Source organism: Thermovibrio guaymasensis, from assembly GCF_003633715.1.
Lineage (GTDB): Bacteria > Aquificota > Aquificia > Desulfurobacteriales > Desulfurobacteriaceae > Thermovibrio > Thermovibrio guaymasensis.
The window spans coordinates 1-18,854 of record NZ_RBIE01000004.1 but is presented as its reverse complement, the minus strand read 5'-3'; the positions used below and the strand labels follow the sequence as shown (position 1 = coordinate 18,854).

The window sequence follows — 18,854 nt, the reverse complement described above, 5'->3', positions numbered from 1 at the left end:
GGCCAGCTACAAACAGCTGGCCTTTAGGCCTTACTCAGAGTTTTTAAAATCCCTTTTATTTCAGCCTTTACGATCTCCGGTTTATCCACCGAAAGTTTTGGAGAGAAGAACCTGATAAAGCCGTGTTTATCAATAATTACTATTGAAGGAAGGGAGAGCTCTTTAACGTTTTTCCTAAACTGTTCAAAAATGTAACTATCTGCTGTTACCACCACTCTCTTCAGTGAAAGAAGCTTTTTAAACTTCCTTAAATATGCAAAGTCTGAGTCATTAACGTCAACTATAATAAAAACGTTTCCTTCTTTTCTACTAAGTTCTTCAAACTCTTTAGCAAGCTTTTCTGTACCAGGTGAAAAGAGTTCATCAACAAAGAGGATAACAACGTTCTTTCCTAGCAGTTCCTCCTTCTTTAACTTTCTATTAGAAGTGTGAATAACGAAAGAGGGAGCAAGGATTTTCCTAACTTCAACAGAATATGGTTTTAGTGGAGTTTTCTTCTTCTTTAAAACTTGGATATGAACTTCCTTTGGAGGAACTCTCCTCTCTTTCCTCTCTTTCGGTAAGAGAATGTACCAGTCGGCAAAGGCTGGAGAGGATATGAGAAAAACTAGAAAATAAACTATCAGACGGAAAGCCAACTTCTTAAAACCTCCTCAGGTTTCTTAGATCTCATCAAAGTTTCCCCAACAAGGAAAGCATCAACTCCAGCTTGCTTTAGCTTTTGAATATCCTCTTTTCCCTTTATTCCACTTTCAGAAACTGCAACTTTCTCTTCAGCTTTAATTATTGGCAAAAGCCTGAGAGTCGTAGAGAGGTTTACTTCAAAAGTCTTTAGGTTACGGTTATTAATACCTACTATTTCAGCCCCTGCCTTAAGGGCTCTCTCAACCTCCCCTTCATCGTGGGTTTCAACTAGGGGCTCCATTCCAAGCTCCCTACCGAGCTCTATAAAGTCCCTAAGCTGAGAATCTGAAAGGATTGAGACTATTAGGAGAAAGGAGGAAGCTCCTAGAACTTTGGCACCGTAAATCTGGAATGGATCAATGATAAAGTCTTTCCTCAAAACGGGAAGGTTAACCTCTTCAGCCACCTGTCTTAGGTAAAAGGGTGAACCTTTGAAAAATTCTCTATCGGTTAAAACCGATATCGCCTTTGCCCCTCCCCTCTCATAGGCCTTTGCAATACTTACAGGATCAAAGTCCTCCCTAATAACGCCCTTTGAAGGAGAAGCCTTCTTAACTTCAGCTATTACGTTAATACCTTCTCCAGAGATTGCCCTCTTAAAGTCGTGGGGAACCTTTAACCTTTCAGCCTCCTCCCTCAAAAGGGAAAGGTTAAATTCCCTCTTCTTCTCCTCAACCTCAGCTCTTTTATGCTCAACTATCCTATTAAGGATGTTCAACTCCTTTCCTCCTTCCTTTTCCTTGCTTTTTCCCTTATAACTTCCGCCTTTCCAGGGTAGTTAACCTGCCTTGAGCGGGCAACTGCTAGAGTACTCTCAGGAACGTCAAAAGTTATCACCGAACCGGCAGCAGTTATTGAATTATCACAAACTTTGACCGGAGCAATAAAGAGGGTGTTACTCCCAACGAAGACGTTGTTCCCTATATCTGTAAACCACTTATTGAAACCGTCGTAGTTACAGGTAATTGTACCAGCACCGATATTTGTGTTTTTACCAACTCTACAGTCCCCCAAGTAGGAAAGATGGTTTGCCTTTGCTCCCTCTTCAAGGAGGGCGTTCTTAGTCTCAACGAAAGTCCCTACTTTCGCTCCACTCTTTAGAACTGTCCCCGGCCTCAGTTTTGCAAAAGGTCCAACGGAAGAACTTTCCTCTAACCTCGCCCCCCTAATCCAGCAGTGGCTCTCAACTCTAACTCCGTCAGAGATTGTAGAATCGGCTATATCGCAGTAAGGACCTATATAACACCCCTGACCTATCCTCGTTTTCCCCCTCAAGTATAGAGGTCCAAAGAGTTCAGAATCCCTACCGACTTCAACCTCAGGCTCAACGTAAACGGTTTGAGGCTGGTGAACGGTTACTCCTGAAAGCTGGAGCTCCTTAACAATTCTATCCCTCAAAATCCCTTCAACTACCAAAAGTTCGTACCTGTTATTGACCCCCCTAAGAGAGTCAAAATCCCTACCCTTTACAGCAGTAACTTTATAATCCTTCCTTTTAAAAACTTTTAAAAGGTCTGGAAGGTAGTACTCACCCTGAGCGTTATCGTTGGAGAGCTCCGAAAGTGAAGAGATCAACTTTTCACAGTCAAAAGAGTAAACTCCGGAATTAACCTCTTTTATTTCTTTTTCCTTCTCGCTTGCATCCTTCTCCTCAACTATGTAGAGGACTTCATCTCCATCCCTTATAACTCTACCGTAACCTGTAGGGTCCTGAGCCTGTGCAGTTAGAACTACCATATCACCTTCAGTTTCAGCAATCGCCCTCACATCCTCAGGCCTTATAAGTGGAGAATCTCCATTTAGGACAACAACCTTTCCTTTATAACCTCTAAGAAGACCTTCAGCACACATAACTGCATGGCCAGTTCCAAGTTGCTCTTCCTGATAAACTACTTTAACGTCTGGAAACTCCTCTTTTAAGAAGTCCTCAACAAGCTTCCTCTTATGTCCAACAACAACAATTACGTCCTCAGCTCCAGCCTCCTTAGCAGCCTTTATAACGTACCAGAGCATAGGCTTACCGAGAACCCTATGGAGAACCTTTGGAAGATCTGACTTAAATCTAGTTCCCTTTCCAGCTGCAAGGACAACTACCTTAAAGCCCAAAGCTACCTCCTCTATAGCCTCTTAAAGACTGCAAGTGGATCAGACAAGTACTTCTTTAAAATCTCCCTGTGGTCAAAAACGAGACTGTCAAAGGGAATTTCTTCGTAGCTGAAAACTTTAGCAACCTTTGCATCATCTTTCCCTTTAGGATTTCCCCTTGCAACGCACTCAAAGACGACAGAAACCGTATGGAACCTAGGGTCCCTATCTGGCTTTGAAAAGACCCTAAACTGCCTTAAAACAACAACGTCAAGGCTTGTCTCTTCCTTCATTTCCCTAATAACCGCCCTCTCTACACTCTCCCCCACCTCAACAAATCCCCCAGGAATTGCAAGGCCGACGGGAGAGTACTTCCTCTCAATGAGAACTATTCCAAGCCAATTTCCAAATTCATCCTGTAGGTTAATTATTCCGTCAACGGCCAGGTAAGGAGTCTTAGGTTCAAAGGCCATTACTCTCCTCCAAACTCACCGGTTAAAACCTTCTCAATTAAGGCCTTCTTCTTCCTCTCTTCACACTCTTTCCTTAAATCAAACCCTCTTCCCTTTGCACTAACTAAAACCGCACTAACGCTACCAATTGCAACCTCAGCAACTGCCTTTACAGGAATGTGCCTCTCATCTGCAGTAAACCAGAAAACAACCTTTCCCTTCCTCTTAAAAGCCCCTTCAGGAGAGAGGTTATTGGAAGGAATAACCCTGTAAGCTTCTAATTTTCCAAAGAGGGTATCAATTTTTTCCCTCTTAACAACTTTAAATCTAACGTTCTGAAACTTTCCACCTGCAAAGAGGGGAAAAACAGTTTCCTCACCAACTTTAAAAATGCCGTAGCGCCTAAAGTAGTAAACGGCGCTGACTATATCCTCAAAAGGAACCGTAGGAATCTTTACGTACTTTATCTGAACTTTCTTCTTTTTAGGGTTGATCTTTTCGTACTTAACAATTCTCCTTTTAAGGTCGTAGGTGTACACCTTTATCCTTTGGTAATCCCCTTCGTGCTGGTAAAGATAAGTCTTTAAGGGAGTACTTAACTCTTCACTCCAAACTGAGTAACCTTCATCTGAAATCTTCCTAAACCACGAGGCCACTCCTGCAGTTGAAGCCCTTCCCCAAAACTTTAACTTTCCACCGTCAATCCTCTTAACCTTTGAAACGCTGTCTGCAACGTGGAAAATAGTCCAGTACAGCCTAAACTTTAGCTCCTCACCGTCAAAGTCATAGCTTGAGGGCTTCTTTGAAACCCTATAAACAGGCTCAAAAGTTTCAGGGTAACCCTTAGTAGATAAACATAGCGTCACCAAAACTGTAAAAGCGATAACCTTCTTTAATAGCTTCCCTATAAGCATTCAGCACCTTCTCCTTTCCGGCAAATGCACAGACGAGCATCAGCAACGTTGAACGGGGCAAGTGAAAGTTGGTTATAAGGGCGTCAATAACCTTAAACCTATATCCGGGATAAATGAACAAATTTGTAATCCCTTCACCGCTTTTAACAGTTCCCCCTTCACTTGCCACGCTCTCAAGGGTTCTAACTACAGTAGTTCCAACCGCTATAACTCTCCTCCCCTCCTCTTTGGCCCTGTTAATTTCCTCTGCCGTCTCTTCAGGAACTGTATAGGTCTCATAGTCCATCTTATGCTCTTCTACCCTTTCAACTTTAACCGGCTTAAAGGTTCCAGGACCTACGTGGAGAGTAACGGTTTTTATTATAACTCCCCTCTCCTCAAGTTCTTTTAGAAGTTCCGGGGTAAAGTGCAATCCTGCAGTTGGAGCTGCTACTGAACCCTCCTCCTTCGCAAATACAGTCTGGTACTTTTCCCTATCCTCAGGCCTCTCCTCCCTCTCAACGTAAGGAGGAAGGGGAACATGACCAATACGGGAAAGAATTTCCATAAAGTCCATACTCTCCGGATAGGAGAACCTTAAAAGCCTCCTCCCTTCGCCTAAGTAACCAACAACCTCTGCAGTTAGCTCAGGGGAGAAAATTACTTTCCTTCCGGGTCTTAACTTCCTTGCAGGCTTGGACATAACCTCCCAAACTGAAGGCTCAACTTGCCTAATGAGGAGGATCTCTACTTTCCCGCCCGTTGGGAGCTCCCCGTAGAGCCTAGCTGGTATAACTTTAGTGTTGTTCAAAACGAGAACGTCTCCTTCCTTCAGGTACCCCTTTATATCCCTAAAGATCCTGTGCTCAATTTCCCCGGTCCTCCTGTTTAAGACCATCAACCTTGAGCTATCCCTTGGTTCAGCCGGGAACTTTGCTATGAGCTCCTTAGGTAGAGTGTAGTCAAACTCACTAACTTTCATCCTAACCCCATCTCAAAGAGTTGGTGATAAATTTAACCTGCAAAACGGAGAGTGCGAGGATAGAGATGGTAAGCCTTGAAAAGGCAAAAGAGCTTGACAAAGAAGGTTTTAACTTAATTCCCCTATTTAAAACCCTCTTTGCAGACACAGAAACTCCCCTTTCGGCCTTTATAAAGCTGAGGGAACTTGGGGCAAACATGCTCTTAGAGAGTGTTGAAGGGGGAGAGAAGTGGGGAAGGTTCTCAATAATAGGACTAGGAAGGCTCGTCAGCGTAAAGTCTAAAGAGAGGTTTGTTGAAGTAAATAGGCTTGGAAGGGTTGAAGTAAAGGAGTTCAAGGAAAATCCCCTTGAGGTTCTAAGGGAAGTTTTTAACGAATTTAAACCTTACCGCCTTCCTGAACTTCCAAAGGTTTGGGGAGGTTTTTTCGGATATTTAGCCTACGATGCAGTTAAGTTCTTTGAGCCAAGGGTTAACGTTAACCCAAACAAAGAGGATTCCTACCTGTACGATATGTTCTTCTCACTTCCTGAAGCCCTCGTTGTATTTGATAACGTTAAAAATACAATTAACGTAATAACCTTCGTTCTGACCAGAAAGGGCGAACTTGAGAACGAGTACAGAAGGGGCATTGAGAAGCTCCAATCAATAGAAAGGGCTCTAAGGGAAGGAAAGTTAAACGTTGAAACTCCTCCTGTAAAGAGCTCCTCCCACTGGAAAGTTAACTTCTCAGACAAGGAGTTTATGGAAGCAGTTGAGAAGGCAAAGGAGTACATAAAGGCTGGAGATATTATTCAGGTTGTTCTCTCCAGACGCTTTGAAAAACCCTTCTACGCAGAGCCCCTAACCTTATACAGGGCAATAAGGCATGTTAACCCCTCACCTTACATGTACTACCTTGACTACGGAGACTTCCAGATAGTAGGAGCTTCACCTGAAGTCTTGGTTAGAGTTGAAAACGGCAAGATTGAGACGAGGCCTATAGCCGGAACGAGGAGGAGGGGAAGGACTCCCGAGGAAGACCTTGCCCTTGAAAAAGAGCTCTTAGCCGACGAAAAGGAGAGGGCGGAACACATAATGCTCGTTGACCTTGCAAGGAACGACGTGGGAAGGGTTGCGAAAGTAGGAACTGTAAAAGTAAACGAACTTATGGTTATAGAGCGCTACTCCCACGTAATGCACATAGTCTCAAACGTAATGGGAGAGCTCCGTGAGGATAAGGACGCCTTTGACGTACTTAAGGCCTGCTTCCCTGCTGGAACGGTTTCCGGAGCTCCAAAGGTAAGGGCGATGGAGATAATTGACGAGATGGAGCCATCTGAAAGGGGAGTTTACGCCGGAGCTGTAGGGTACTTCTCCTTTGACGGGAACATGGATACGGCAATAGCCATAAGAACGGCAATCGTTAGGAGGAACAAGGTTTACGTTCAGGCTGGAGCAGGAATTGTTGCAGATTCTCTTCCCGAGCTTGAGGCAAAAGAGACGCTAAATAAGGCTAGAGCTCTATTTAAAGCAGTTGAACTGGCTGAGAGGGGGCTAAGTTGAAGCTCTTTGACCTTGAAGCTGAATACTCCGTACTCGGAAGTATGATAGTTCAACCCTCATTCGTATTTAGGGGAGTTGAGTTACTTAAACCTGAGGAGTTCTTTAAACAGGAGCACAGAGTACTCTTTCGCTTCATAAGGGACCTTGTAGCCGAAGGGTATACAGAATCTCAGCTAAACGAAATCTCATTCCTTGACGAGCTTGAAAAGAGGAACCTAATTGATAAAGTGGGAGGAGAAGAACACGTCTCGCTCCTCGTTGAGTACGCCCTTGAAAACTACGAGAAGTTTGAGTCTGCCTGCAAAATCGTAAAGGACAAAGCCCTCCTGAGACAAATTGTTGAAATAGGAAAGTTCATAAACGAGAAGGTAGAGGAAACTCCAGACCCCGACCTCCTCCTTGACAGCCTTGAAAAGCAGATATTTTCCCTTTCAGAGGAGAGGATAACAAACACTCTCGTTCACGTTGGCGAAGTTATTCCAGAGATAATCAAAAAAATAGAGGAGACTGCAAAGAGGGAAGAGGCAATAACGGGCCTACCGTCTGGATTTTACGAAATAGACAGGATGACCTCCGGCCTTCAACCCTCAGACTTAATAATCCTTGCAGCAAGGCCTTCAATGGGTAAAACCGCCTTCTCCCTCTCAATAGCATACAACGTAGGCTTAAAGGAGGGAAAAACTGTTGCCTTCTTCTCCCTTGAAATGTCAAAGGAGCAGCTGATAACCAGGCTAATAGCCCAGGACTCAGGAATTCCCCTCCACAAAATTAGGGACGGTTACTTAAGGCCCGATGAGCTTAAGAGGGTAGTTGAAGCGGCAAGCAGAATAGAGCAGGCCTCTATCTACATTGACGATACCCCAGGCATCTCAATCCTTGAAATGAGGGCAAAGGCAAGGAGGTTAAAGTCGGAAAAGGGGCTTGACTTAATCATAGTAGACTACCTACAGCTTATGAGGGGAATTAGGAGGACTGAGAGCAGGCAGCAGGAAGTCTCCGAAATTTCCCGCTCCTTAAAGGCCTTAGCAAAAGAGCTTAACGTTCCAGTAATAGCCCTCTCTCAGCTTTCAAGGCAGGTTGAACACAGGGCAGACAAAAGGCCTCAACTCTCAGACCTTAGAGAAAGCGGAAGCATAGAGCAAGATGCAGACATTGTTATGTTCATCCACAGACCTGAGGTTTATAAGAAGAACCCTGAACCGGAAGAGGAGGGAATAGCCGAAATCATAATAGCAAAACAGAGAAACGGCCCTACCGGAACGGTTAAGTTGGCCTTTATAAAGGAGCTAACGAGGTTTGAAAACGTTGAAGAGACAGAAAGTTCTGAAGTTCAATCGGAAAAGGAGGAAAGGGAGCTCCCAACCCCACAGCCTGAGGAAGAGGAGGCTTTTACATTTGACGACGAAGAGGACTACAACTTTGACTTCTAGTACTCCCTCTCAACTATGAAACGGGCTATTCCTTCTAGAGGCTCCCTTTTATCCTTCGGAAAGACCTTCAGGAACTCAACTGCCCTTTCAACCTCCTCCCTAGCCCTCTTCTTAGCCCCGTCAACTCCAAAGAACTTAACGAAAGTTGTTTTACCCTTTTCAACATCAGAACCGACGTTCTTTCCAATCATTTCCTGATCGCCGACTACGTCTAAAACGTCATCTACTATCTGAAAGGCTAGACCGATTGAATCCCCATAGTTCCTAAGTGCCCCAATCTCCTCTTCACTCCCCCCTCCCGTTATTCCGCCAACAACGACAGAAGCAGTTATTAACCTTCCCGTCTTATGTCTGTGGATAAAGAGGAGCTCCTCCAGAGAAACGTCATCCCTACCTTCAGCGTCAAGGTCACACTGTTGACCGAGAACCATTCCAAGCATTCCAGAGGCCCTTCCTAATTCAGAGATAACCTTAATCTTCCTTTCACAGTCAAAGTTCCAATCTGCAAGAACTTCAAAAGCCCTATTCAAGAGAGCATCACCTGCAAGGACGGCCGTAGCTTGACCGAACTTAACCCAAGTTGTTGGATGTCCCCTTCTGAGAGTATCGTCGTCCATCTCCGGCAGGTCATCGTGAACCAGTGAGTAGGTGTGAATCATCTCTATGGCACAGGCTGGAGTTATAGCATCTTCAACCTTCCCTCCAACAACTTCACATCCAGCCAAACAAAGAATTGGCCTTAGCCTCTTTCCTCCAACGGTTAAGGAGTACTTTACAGCCTGATAAAGCTTTTTCCCGTAAGGAGGTTCAGGAGGTAAGTACTTTAGTATCTCCCTATCTATTAACTCCTTCCTCTCCTTTAAATACTTTTTAAGCTCCAAAGTACCCTCCTAGAAAAACTTCTTCTCCTGACCTTTTAAGAGCCTCCCGATGTTTGAGTGGTGTTTAAGGACTATCAAAAGGGCCCCTAATGTAACAAATATAAAAGAAAGAGGAGAAGGTTTTTCAAAGAACTTATATAAAAGGGGATAAGAAAGGGCAGCAGTTATTGAAGAGAGGGAGACGTAACGGGTTAAGATTAAAACTGTGAAAAATATGAAAAATGAGACCAGAGTTGTTAGCGGAGAAATTAACAAAAAGGCACCAAGGGCAGTTGCAACTCCCTTCCCTCCCTTAAAGCCAAGCCACGGAGAGAAGCAGTGGCCTGCAATTGCTGAAATCCCGGCAAGGACCTGATACTCAACCGGCAACCCTAATAACTTACTTATTAAAACGGCCAGAGCTCCCTTTAGGGAATCAAGGAAGAGGACGAGCAAACCGTACTTCTTTCCTAGGATCCTTGAAACGTTCGTAGCTCCTATATTACCGCTTCCATGTTCTCTAACGTCAATCCCCTTTATCTTACCTATCAGATAGCCAAAGGGAATAGAACCGAAGAGGAAAGAAAGGATAAAGACGAGAAAAAGGGCAAAAGGCTCCATACTACTGCTCCTTCAGTCCTGTATAGAATTTAAAGAAGTATAAGATTCCTGTATAAACGGCAACAAAAGCTGAAGCTACGAGGAAAAACTCCCCCCAGGGCTTAACCCCGAGGAGTATAAGTGAAATTGAAAGCATTATTAAAACTGTCTTAATTTTTCCTCCGGTAGAAGCCGGTATAACAATTCCTCTGCTTGCAGCAATTGCCCTTATACCTGTTACAGCCTCTTCTCTTCCGACTATAGCGATAACGGAGAAAGGGTCACAGAGCTTAACATAGGTCAGTGAAATTAGAGTTGAGGAGGTTAGAAGTTTATCTGCCACTGGATCAAGAAGCATTCCAAGGCTCGTCACTAAACCGTACTTCCTGGCTATATAACCGTCAAGGAAATCCGTAAGGGAGGATATTAAGAAGAGGATAAGGGCTACAGTGTAGTAGCCCCAGAGTATAGCAACAACTATAAAGGGAAGCAGAAAAACCCTTAAGAGAGTTAGAATGTTTGGAACGTTTTTGACCTTTCCCATTACACCTTCATAGGCATAATTACGTTCTTTAGCTGTGGCTCTTCCTGAGAAGTAACTAGAACCGGAGATACGGGTTCCTCCATATGAACAGTTATGCTATCTCCATCAAAGGAGCCTATAGATTCAATCATGTGAGCTATGTTAAAGCCTATCCTAAAGGGCTCTCCAGAGTACTCAACAGGAATTACAACCTCGGCCTCCTCGCTGGTTTCTCCCTCTAAGCTCTTTGCAGTCAACCTTAAAGAGTTCTCCGTTAAGTCAAAGATAACAGCCCTAACCTCTTCCCTATCAAATATTACAGAGACCTCCTTAAGGGCCGAGAGGAACTCTCCTCTATCTACGGTAAAGACTTTACTGTTTCCCTCAGGTATCACTTTTGTGTAGTCCGGATACTCTCCCTCTATGAGGGAGCTCCACATAACAGTATCACCGCTTCTAAAGTAGATCTTATTGTGCTTTTCTACAATCTCAACCTCATTGCCCTCTCTGAGGAGTCTCTTAAGCTCGCTGAGGGATTTTTTCGGTATTATGGCACTCCACTCCTCAGACTCAACAAAAACCTCATAGAGAGCCAATCTGTGGCCGTCAGTGGCTACTGCGTGAAAGCGGTCTCCGAAGGAGCGAAGGAGAACCCCGGTAAGGATGTACTTGGCCTCATCTTTACCGGCCGCATAAGAAACTTTTTTAAGGGCTTTATCTATCTCATCAGAGGGAAGTTTAACAGAGAAGTCCTCAGGAACCTCAACTTCTGGAAACTCTTCAGGAGGAAGTGAAGCCAATGAAAACCTTGAGTTCACCGATTTTACCACTACTTTACCCTCTTCCCTCTCTAAAGTTAACTCCTCTCCCGTTAGCGATGAAAACAACCTTACTGCTTTACTAGCGTTTACAGTTGCTTTCCCTTCTTCTTCAACAATACAGTCCACAACTGTGGAAACTCCAATTTCAAGGTTTGTTGCGGTCAACCTGAGGAGGTTGTCTTCAGCCTCAAGGAGGATGTTTGCAAGGATGGGAATTGCTCCCCTCTTATCGGCGGCCGAAGCGGCAATTTTCGCTGCATCCCTGATCTTATCTTTTTTAATCCTTATTTTCATTCTTTCCTCCTATTATTTCTATTACTAGTATTCTTTATATATCTACTTACTACTTAAGTAATAATAATAAGAGTGCACAATTTTTGTGCACTAAAGAGAAAAAAGCTTTTCTATCAAGGATTTTCTCCACAAAAGTTATCCACATAATGTGGATAACTTGCCGTTTTGATTGTGGATAAGTGTGTGGATAACTCTTTACGTGTGGATAACTCAATCCTGAATGCTTCAAAGTTATCCACATAGTTATCCACAATTTTAATTATCCACATGGTTATCCACATAGTTATCCACACCGGTGTGGATAACTTTAGAGGAACGCTCAACAGCTTCCCTCACTTTAAGTTCAAGTTTTTCTAGAAGGGAGGAAACCTTTTCGTCCTCCTCTATCATTTCTTCAATTTTCCTTACAGCGTGCATGACTGTTGTGTGGTCGTCCCTATTAAAGGAGACGGCTATTTGAGTATAGGGGTAACCGCCTATCTTCTTTGCAAGGTACATGGCTACCTGTCTTGCAAAAGCTACTCTCTTTTTCCTGGTCGGACTGTCAAGGAGCTCCACTTCTACACCAAGCTCGCTGCTTACTGTCTCCTTTATAATCTTTATTGATATTTCCCTGATCTTCTCTTTCCTCTTTTCTTCAGGTTTCTCTTCAGAGAAGAGTTCCCTAACCAGTTTTTCCGTTATGGGCCTTCCCTCAAGTGTGGCCTTTGCCTTCAGTTTTATGAGGGCTCCCTCAAGCTGCCTTATGTTTGACTTAATTATCGTGGCAAGGAGTTTTATTACTTTATCACTGACCTCAATGTTCTCTACCTCAGCCTTCCTCTTCAGAATTGCCACTCTGGTTTCAAAATCTGGAGGCTGAATGTCTGCTATTAAACCCCACTCAAACCTACTCCTCAACCTTTCAGTAAGTGTAGGAATGTCTTTTGGAGGCCTGTCGCTCGTTAGAACGACCTGTTTTCCCGCATCGTAGAGAGCGTTGAACGTGTGGAAGAACTCTATTTGGGTTCTCTCCTTTCCCCCTATAAACTGGATATCATCAATCAGGAGGACATCTATGTTCCTGTACTTTTCCCTAAATGAAGATATCCTGTCTCCTTTGAGTGCCTCAATTAACTGGTTCATGAACGTCTCTGTAGTTGTGTAGAGTATCCTCTTTCTAGGGTCCTTACTCTTTATGTAGTTTCCTATGGCCTGCATGAGGTGAGTTTTCCCCAGCCCTACTCCTCCGTAGATAAACAGGGGGTTGTATGCCTTTCCCGGATTTTCGGCTACCGCCCTTGCTGCAGCGTGGGCAAACTGGTTGCTCGCCCCAACTATGAAGTTATCAAAGGTGTACTTAGGATTAAGGTTTGACTGAATTTCTTCCTCTCTCCCTCTTGATTCAAAGAGGCCCAGTTCAAGCTGTTTAGGTTTTTCAGTTTCCTCTCTAGAGACTATTTCTACCTTAAGTTCCTTTCCAAATACTTCCTTTACAATTTCCTCTAAGGTCTTTAAGTGGAGTTTTAAGATCAGGTCTTTAACTGTCCTGTCCTTTACCTGAAGGGTTATTTTTTCCTCATCAACTGAGACCAGTTTAAGGGACTTAAAGACTACTTTATAGGTAGTCGGTTTAACCCTCTTTTTTAAGCCTTTAACAAGAGCTTCCCAGTTTTTATCCACTACTTTAAGACCTCCCCATAAACCTTCAGGTAAGAGTTTACCATTGACTCAACGCTAAACCTCTCTTTCACAAGAGCGTAAGCTTTTTTGGTTAGCTCTTCTCTTAAGTCTTTCCTCTTAGAGACTCCTAAAATAGCTTCTGCAAGGGCTCTAGGGTTTGAGGGGGGAACTAAAATTCCAGTTTCCCCATCTTTAACAACCTCAACAGTTCCGCCTACTTTAGTTGCAATAACCGGAACTTTTAATGCCATTGCTATCAGTATGGAACTCCCCAACCCCTCGTTCCTTGAGGGTAGCACAAATATATCAAGGGCCTTTGTGTAGTTTGGAACATCCTCTACAAATCCAAATAGTTTAAACCTTCCTTTAAGGCCTTTAACCTCTATTAACCTCTGGAGCTCCTTTCTTAACTTCCCCTCTCCAAATACGACGAACTTGGCCTTTGGGAGCTCCTTTAAAACTATAGATGCAGCCTCTATAAAGTTTGGAATGTCCTTCTGATGAGTTAAAGCTGCTAAGGTTCCAATTAAGGGCTCTCCCTTGAATTCACCTTTTATCTCTCTAACCCTCTCAGGATTTACTCTCCTCTCTATCTCTTCTGAGTCAACGACTGAGGGTATAACTTCAGGCTCAAGCCAAGGATAACACTCCTTTAAAATTCCTTTAACTGCAAAGGATATGGCAACTACCTTATCTGTTTTCCTGTACTTAAAGGAAGTTATAAAGTTATCCTTCGGTTTATAGTCAACTCTCCGGGTGTAGATTAAGGGCCTTTTGTGAATTCCTTTAGAGAGGGCAGAAATTGTGTGGGCTTTTGCAGAGTGGGCGTGAACTATGTCAAATTCTCTCCCTACTATACCTAACCTCAGTACGTCCGATGTTTGATTTCCCTTTAGTGGGATTACCTTAAAGCCTTCCGCCTTACACCTTTCCTCAAGCTCACCCTTTACCCTACATGCAACGGCACACTTTATACCCTTTTCCCTAAGTCCTCTAATCAAGTAGAGGAGCTGCTGTTCTCCTCCTCTCCATCCCTTCTCTGTGTCAACGTGTAGAATTTTCATGTCTCACCCTTAAATTTGACCCTAGGAAATTTTGTGGAGGGAATATGAGGTTTTCAAGGCTCTTTGCCCCTACCAAGAAGGAGAGTCCGGCAGATGCTGAGATTCCGAGTCATAAACTTTTAACTAGGGCAGGGTTTATAAGGAAAGTGGCTTCGGGCCTTTACGATATTCTACCCCTTGGAACGAGAGTTATTCTTAAGGTAGAGAAAATCGTTAGAGAAGAGATGAACTCTGCAGGGGCTCAGGAGGTTATCCTTCCGATAATGCACCCTTCAGAGCTTTGGCAGGAAAGCGGAAGGTGGGACGTCTACGGTAAAGAGATGATTAAGTTTAAAGACCGCCACGAGAGGGATTACGCCCTAGGGCCTACTGCTGAAGAGGTTATAACAGACCTTGTGAGGAAGGAAGTAAAGTCCTACAAAGATTTACCGCTGAACCTTTACCAGATTGGAAGGAAGTTTAGGGATGAAATCCGTCCCCGCTTTGGTCTTATGAGGGCAAGGGAATTCATAATGAAGGATGCCTACTCCTTCCACACCAGCGACGAGGATGCAGAGAGAGAGTACTGGAACATGTATGAAACTTACAGCAGGATTTTTAAGAGAATGGGCCTTGAGTTTAAGGCAGTTTTAGCTGATACCGGTGAAATTGGAGGTAATTTCTCCCATGAGTTCCTTGTTATAGCAGATACTGGAGAGAGTAAGCTGGTTTACTGTGAAAAGTGCGGTTATGCTGCGAGCACCGAAAAGGCCGCCCAGAGGAGACCTCAAGTTCCAGAGGGTAGGGCGACTAAGTTTAAAGAAGTTGAGAAAGTTCATACTCCTAGAATTAGGAGGATAGAGGAAGTTTCTGAATTCTTAAAAGTTCCCCAAGAAGATATTTTGAAACTGCTCGTTTACGTTGTTGATGGAAAGCCTGTTGCCGTTGCTATTAGGGGAGATAGGGAAGTTGAGGAGACAAAGTTAAAGAATGCCTTTAGGGCAAAGGAAGTTCGCCTTGCTACAGATGAGGAGATAGAGGAGTTTACAGGCCAGCCTAAAGGTTATCTATCTCCGGTGAACCTTAGTATTCCGGTTTATGCAGACTACTCTGTAATTCCTATGGTTAACTTTGTTGCAGGAGCAGGAGAGGAGGACTACCACCTGAAGAACGTTAACTGGGGAAGGGACTTTGAAGTTAAGGACTTTATAGACGTTTCAGAGGTAAGAAGCGGAGAGCCTTGCCCTGAGTGTGGAGCTCCCCTAGTCCAAAAAAGGGGTATTGAAGTAGGCCACATTTTCAAGCTTGGTACAAAGTACAGCCAGGCAATGGGTGCAACTTTCGTTGATGAAGATGGCCAAGAAAAGCCTATGGTTATGGGGTGCTACGGAATAGGGATAACTAGGGTTATGGCTGCTGCTGTTGAACAGAACCACGATGAGAACGGAATAGTTTGGCCCTTTGAGATAGCTCCCTTTGAAGTTATAGTAATTCCTACAAACGTGAAGAAAGATGAGATTAGGAGTTTGGCAGAGGATATCTACGAGAACCTTAAAAGGGAAGGATTTGACGTCCTCATAGACGACAGGAACGCCCGTCCCGGTTTTAAGTTTAAGGATGCAGACCTCATCGGTATTCCCTTCCAGGTTATCGTAGGTAAGAGAGCTCCAGAGGGAATAGTTGAGCTTAAAGTTAGGAAGAGTGGAGAGAGGTTTGAAGTTGAGGCAAGTAAAGTTGGAGAGAAGATAAGGGAGCTTCTAAACTCGGAGGTTTAATGGTTAAAGAGGGCCTTAAGGTTGAGCTTAGCCACCTTCGTCCTTGGTCGTTTTCAAAGGTTCAAAAGGCTACGAAGTGTCAGTACGAGTTTTTCTTTAGATACGCTTTAAAGCTTGAGCCACTTGAAAAAGCTGATTTCTTTGTCCTTGGAAGTGGCGTTCACTTTGTCCTTGAAAAGGCTCTAAATACTGCTTTTGAGGGTAGAGAGCCCTTAAGTAAGGAGCTCCTCTTTCAGTTTGCAGAGAAGTTTAAGGAGACAGAGCCCCTTGCAGATATTAAGAAGATTTCCGAGTTCTTTCCGAATATTCTTAGCTTTGTTAATGGGCAGCTGAAAAGGGCAAAGGGAAGTCCTCTAGTTGCTTCTGAAATTGAGCTTGCAGTTGACTACTCGCTAAACCTTGCTCCTTACTTTTCAGATTCTGTCTACCTTAGGGGAAAGTTGGACTTTATTTTCAGTAAAGGAGATACCCTTTACATAGTAGACCACAAAACCAGTAGGAGTTTGGACTTTAACAACAGAGTAAAGACTCAGCTCAGGTGGTATGCCCTCCTTGCAAGCATAAAGTTTCCCCAGTTTGATAGGTTTGCCTTAGAGGTTCACAACGTTAGGTACGGAAGTATTAAGAGGATAATATTTACGAAGAAAGACCTTCAGGGCTTTAAGGATAGGCTCTTTCCCCTACTTTCCCAAATTGAAAGTCAGTACGTAGGGAAGGAGTTTAGGGAGCTCCAGCCTTCCCCCTGTGAAGCTAATTGCCAATGGTGCGAGTACCGTCACGTATGTCCCCTTGGAAGTTTAGATTAAGGAACATGAAGGGCGAACTGGATAATTAACGGTTTAGAAACTAACTTTTAGGAGTTAAAAGGTGATTTTAGAGAGAGTGAACTCTCCGGATGATTTAAAGAAGTTAAGCTTTGAAGAGTTAAAGATACTTGCCGAAGAGGTAAGGGAGTTCATAGTAGAGACGGTAAAGAAGACTGGAGGTCACCTTGCCTCTTCTTTAGGGGTTGTTGAGCTCACAATAGCCCTTTTAAGGGTCTTCTCGCCCCCAAAGGACGAAATAGTCTGGGACGTTGGACACCAGTCTTATCCTTACAAAATACTTACCGATAGGAAAGATAAGTTTCACACTCTCAGGCAGTTTGGGGGAATTTCCGGTTTTCCGTCAATTAAGGAGAGCCCTTACGATGCCTTTGGAACGGGTCACAGTTCAACTTCAATCTCTGCCGCCCTTGGAATAAAGGTTGCAAAGAGGTTAAAGGGAGAGGATGGGAAGGTAATTGCCGTTATAGGGGATGGAGCTCTTACTGCAGGTCAAGCTTATGAAGGTTTAAATAACGCCGGCCAGCTCGGTGAGGACCTTATTGTTATTCTCAATGACAACAAGATGTCAATTTCAAAAAACATAGGGGCAATTTCAAATTACTTAACGAAACTAACTACGGGGGAGAACCTAAGGAGAGCAAAGGAGAGGTTAGAGGAGGTAACTAAAAGGATATTCGGTGAAAAAATCTACAGAGGATTAAAGAGGGTTGAGGACTTGCTCGTTAAAGGTCTCTTTCCACCTGGAATGCTCTTTGAGGAGCTGGGATTCAGGTACGTTGGCCCTATAGACGGCCACGACATAGAAACCCTTGAGACTACGCTGAGAAACGTGTCAAAGTTAAAAGGGCCTACTCTAGTTCACGTTCTAACTAAAAAGGGAAAGGGATACGAGCCGGCGGAAGAAAAGCCCGATAAGTTCCACGGAGTTTCCCCAAAGAGTTCCTCTTTGGAGCCTAGACCTCCTACCTACACTGAAGTTTTTTCAAATACCTTAATTGAAATAGCTAAAGAAGACAAAAGGGTGATCGGTATAACTGCTGCAATGCCTTCAGGAACGGGTCTTGATAAGTTTAGGGAAGTCTTCCCGAACCGCTACTTTGACGTTGGTATAGCTGAACAGCACGCCGTTACTTTTGCTGCAGGGTTGGCAAAAAAGGGGCTTAAACCTGTTGTTGCAATATACTCAACTTTCCTTCAGAGGGCCTACGACCAGATAGTTCACGATGTTGCCCTTCAAGAGCTCCCGGTAGTCTTTGCAGTAGACAGGGCAGGGCTCGTAGGGGAGGACGGAGCAACCCATCACGGGATTTTTGACCTTTCATACCTGCGCTCAATTCCCAATATGGTCGTTGCCGCTCCGAAAGATGAGGAGGAGCTCCGCCACCTCCTCTTTACCGCAATTAAATCGGATAAACCCTTTGCCGTTCGCTACCCCAGGGGAAGGGGCTACGGAGTTAGAATAAGGGAGCCCTTAAAGGAAATCCCTATCGGAACCTGGGAAGTTTTAAAAGAGGGAAAGGACGTACTGATTTTGGCAACGGGCTGGCCGGTTTACCAGGCCCTTGAGGCTGCTAAAGAGCTTGAGAAGGAAGGAATAATCGCCACTGTGGTTAATGCAAGGTTTATAAAGCCGATAGACGAGGAGCTCCTTAAAGAGCTCGCAAAGAAGTACAAGATAATAATAACGGTTGAAGAAAATACAGTTAAAGGCGGTTTTGGCTCCGCTGTTGACGAATTTCTCTCCCCGTGGTACTGCGGGAAATTAATAAACCTCGGAATCCCCGACAAATTCATTGAGCATGGAAGCCAACAAATCCTCAGGAGCCTTGTAGGTATAGACAAAGAAGGAATAAAAAGAGTAATTTTAGAAAATGTAAAGACGAAAACCTTCTGATTTAATTGAAAAAATCAGACTTTTCAAAACTGATTTTTCTGTGAATACTGCTTCAAAATTCCAATCCCTCGGGCATTTCACTGATGAGACCTGTTGAGGTTGCTTCCGTATTGAACGGTTTCAATCTCGCAAAGCAGGCATTTTACTAAGAAATCTCCATATTCAGATAGTTAAAAACTCTCATTGCTTTTCTAAGAATTACCAAATCGTTAAAGAGAGGTCAAGTGCAGTAAACTTTAATTAAGGTTACTCTAATTTTTAAATGAATTGGGATTTAGTTCTTGAAAAACAATGAGTTTTCAGAGTTTTACTTTAAAGGCGTTTCGCTGCAGATGGAAAGGGGAAAAACGGAAGGAGAGAAAAATAGGAAAAATCAGTAAAAAAGTCAGGAAAATAAAAAAAGCCTGGCACCGCCCTACTTTCCCACCCGCTCCCGCGGGCAGTATCATCGGCGCTGGCGGGCTTAACTTCCGAGTTCGGAATGG

17 protein-coding genes and 1 rRNA gene are annotated in these 18,854 nt (G+C 43.9%); 5 read left to right on the top strand and 13 right to left on the bottom strand.

What is annotated here, in order from left to right; genetic code table 11:
• Positions 1 to 23 precede the first annotated feature (23 nt).
• Genes C7457_RS07490 through queA form a run of 6 tightly spaced genes read right to left on the bottom strand, consistent with a single transcriptional unit; the run spans position 24 to position 5,096 of the window.
• Positions 24 to 638 carry a TlpA family protein disulfide reductase gene (locus tag C7457_RS07490; protein WP_121171635.1) on the bottom strand — a complete coding sequence of 205 codons (615 nt, stop codon included), beginning with the start codon at positions 636 to 638 and terminating at the stop codon, positions 24 to 26.
• Entirely contained in the window at positions 623 to 1,402 is a 780-nt protein-coding gene (gene trpC / locus C7457_RS07485; RefSeq protein ID WP_121171633.1) for an indole-3-glycerol phosphate synthase TrpC, read from the bottom strand. Before trpC ends, C7457_RS07490 begins: the two co-directional genes overlap by 16 nt.
• Positions 1,399 to 2,790: a bifunctional UDP-N-acetylglucosamine diphosphorylase/glucosamine-1-phosphate N-acetyltransferase GlmU gene (glmU, locus tag C7457_RS07480; RefSeq protein WP_121171631.1), complete on the bottom strand. Its 1,392-nt coding sequence runs from the start codon at positions 2,788 to 2,790 to the stop codon at positions 1,399 to 1,401. The genes trpC and glmU overlap by 4 nt, the downstream gene beginning before the upstream one ends.
• An 11-nt stretch (positions 2,791 to 2,801) precedes the next feature.
• Positions 2,802 to 3,242, bottom strand: coding sequence for an NUDIX domain-containing protein (locus C7457_RS07475; RefSeq protein WP_121171629.1), 441 nt, complete (start codon positions 3,240 to 3,242; stop codon positions 2,802 to 2,804).
• Positions 3,242 to 4,135, bottom strand: coding sequence for a DUF3108 domain-containing protein (locus tag C7457_RS07470; RefSeq protein ID WP_121171627.1), 894 nt, complete (start codon positions 4,133 to 4,135; stop codon positions 3,242 to 3,244). The genes C7457_RS07475 and C7457_RS07470 overlap by 1 nt, the downstream gene beginning before the upstream one ends.
• Positions 4,065 to 5,096, bottom strand: coding sequence for a tRNA preQ1(34) S-adenosylmethionine ribosyltransferase-isomerase QueA (gene queA / locus C7457_RS07465; RefSeq protein ID WP_121171624.1), 1,032 nt, complete (start codon positions 5,094 to 5,096; stop codon positions 4,065 to 4,067). Before queA ends, C7457_RS07470 begins: the two co-directional genes overlap by 71 nt.
• Before the next feature lie 65 nt (positions 5,097 to 5,161).
• Between queA and trpE the strand changes: the two genes are divergently transcribed.
• Entirely contained in the window at positions 5,162 to 6,640 is a 1,479-nt protein-coding gene (trpE, locus tag C7457_RS07460; protein ID WP_121171622.1) for an anthranilate synthase component I, read from the top strand.
• Positions 6,637 to 8,070: a replicative DNA helicase gene (dnaB, locus tag C7457_RS07455; protein WP_245939616.1), complete on the top strand. Its 1,434-nt coding sequence runs from the start codon at positions 6,637 to 6,639 to the stop codon at positions 8,068 to 8,070. Before trpE ends, dnaB begins: the two co-directional genes overlap by 4 nt.
• Here the strand turns inward: dnaB and C7457_RS07450 are convergent.
• The 6 genes from C7457_RS07450 to C7457_RS07425 all read right to left on the bottom strand — a co-directional run bounded on the left by C7457_RS07450 (position 8,067) and on the right by C7457_RS07425 (position 13,894).
• Positions 8,067 to 8,951 (bottom strand): polyprenyl synthetase family protein, encoded by an 885-nt coding sequence (locus C7457_RS07450; RefSeq protein ID WP_121171620.1) that lies wholly within the window; start codon positions 8,949 to 8,951, stop codon positions 8,067 to 8,069. The two genes, dnaB and C7457_RS07450, sit on opposite strands and share 4 nt — an antisense overlap.
• 9 nt (positions 8,952 to 8,960) lie before the next feature.
• Entirely contained in the window at positions 8,961 to 9,551 is a 591-nt protein-coding gene (gene plsY, locus C7457_RS07445) for a glycerol-3-phosphate 1-O-acyltransferase PlsY (protein ID WP_121171618.1), read from the bottom strand.
• Position 9,552: 1 nt separating this feature from the next.
• Positions 9,553 to 10,074 (bottom strand): CDP-diacylglycerol--glycerol-3-phosphate 3-phosphatidyltransferase, encoded by a 522-nt coding sequence (pgsA, locus tag C7457_RS07440; RefSeq protein WP_121171616.1) that lies wholly within the window; start codon positions 10,072 to 10,074, stop codon positions 9,553 to 9,555.
• A complete protein-coding gene (gene dnaN / locus C7457_RS07435) occupies positions 10,074 to 11,168 on the bottom strand; it encodes a DNA polymerase III subunit beta (protein ID WP_121171614.1) in 1,095 nt (364 codons plus the stop codon). The genes pgsA and dnaN overlap by 1 nt, the downstream gene beginning before the upstream one ends.
• 255 nt (positions 11,169 to 11,423) lie before the next feature.
• Entirely contained in the window at positions 11,424 to 12,830 is a 1,407-nt protein-coding gene (gene dnaA / locus C7457_RS07430; RefSeq protein WP_121171612.1) for a chromosomal replication initiator protein DnaA, read from the bottom strand.
• Positions 12,830 to 13,894, bottom strand: a complete 1,065-nt coding sequence (locus C7457_RS07425) for a glycosyltransferase family 4 protein (protein WP_121171610.1) — start codon at positions 13,892 to 13,894, stop codon at positions 12,830 to 12,832. The genes dnaA and C7457_RS07425 overlap by 1 nt, the downstream gene beginning before the upstream one ends.
• 44 nt (positions 13,895 to 13,938) lie before the next feature.
• Between C7457_RS07425 and C7457_RS07420 the strand changes: the two genes are divergently transcribed.
• From C7457_RS07420 to dxs, 3 genes are all read left to right on the top strand, one after another.
• On the top strand, positions 13,939 to 15,648 hold the full coding sequence (locus C7457_RS07420; protein ID WP_121171608.1) for a proline--tRNA ligase: 1,710 nt from the start codon (positions 13,939 to 13,941) through the stop codon (positions 15,646 to 15,648).
• Positions 15,648 to 16,454: a RecB family exonuclease gene (locus C7457_RS07415; protein ID WP_121171606.1), complete on the top strand. Its 807-nt coding sequence runs from the start codon at positions 15,648 to 15,650 to the stop codon at positions 16,452 to 16,454. Before C7457_RS07420 ends, C7457_RS07415 begins: the two co-directional genes overlap by 1 nt.
• 61 nt (positions 16,455 to 16,515) lie before the next feature.
• Positions 16,516 to 18,369 (top strand): 1-deoxy-D-xylulose-5-phosphate synthase, encoded by a 1,854-nt coding sequence (gene dxs, locus C7457_RS07410; RefSeq protein WP_121171604.1) that lies wholly within the window; start codon positions 16,516 to 16,518, stop codon positions 18,367 to 18,369.
• Positions 18,370 to 18,771: 402 nt separating this feature from the next.
• On the opposite strand, the gene rrf is transcribed toward dxs, so the two are convergent.
• Positions 18,772 to 18,854, bottom strand: a 5S ribosomal RNA gene (gene rrf, locus C7457_RS07405); the annotation flags it as partial.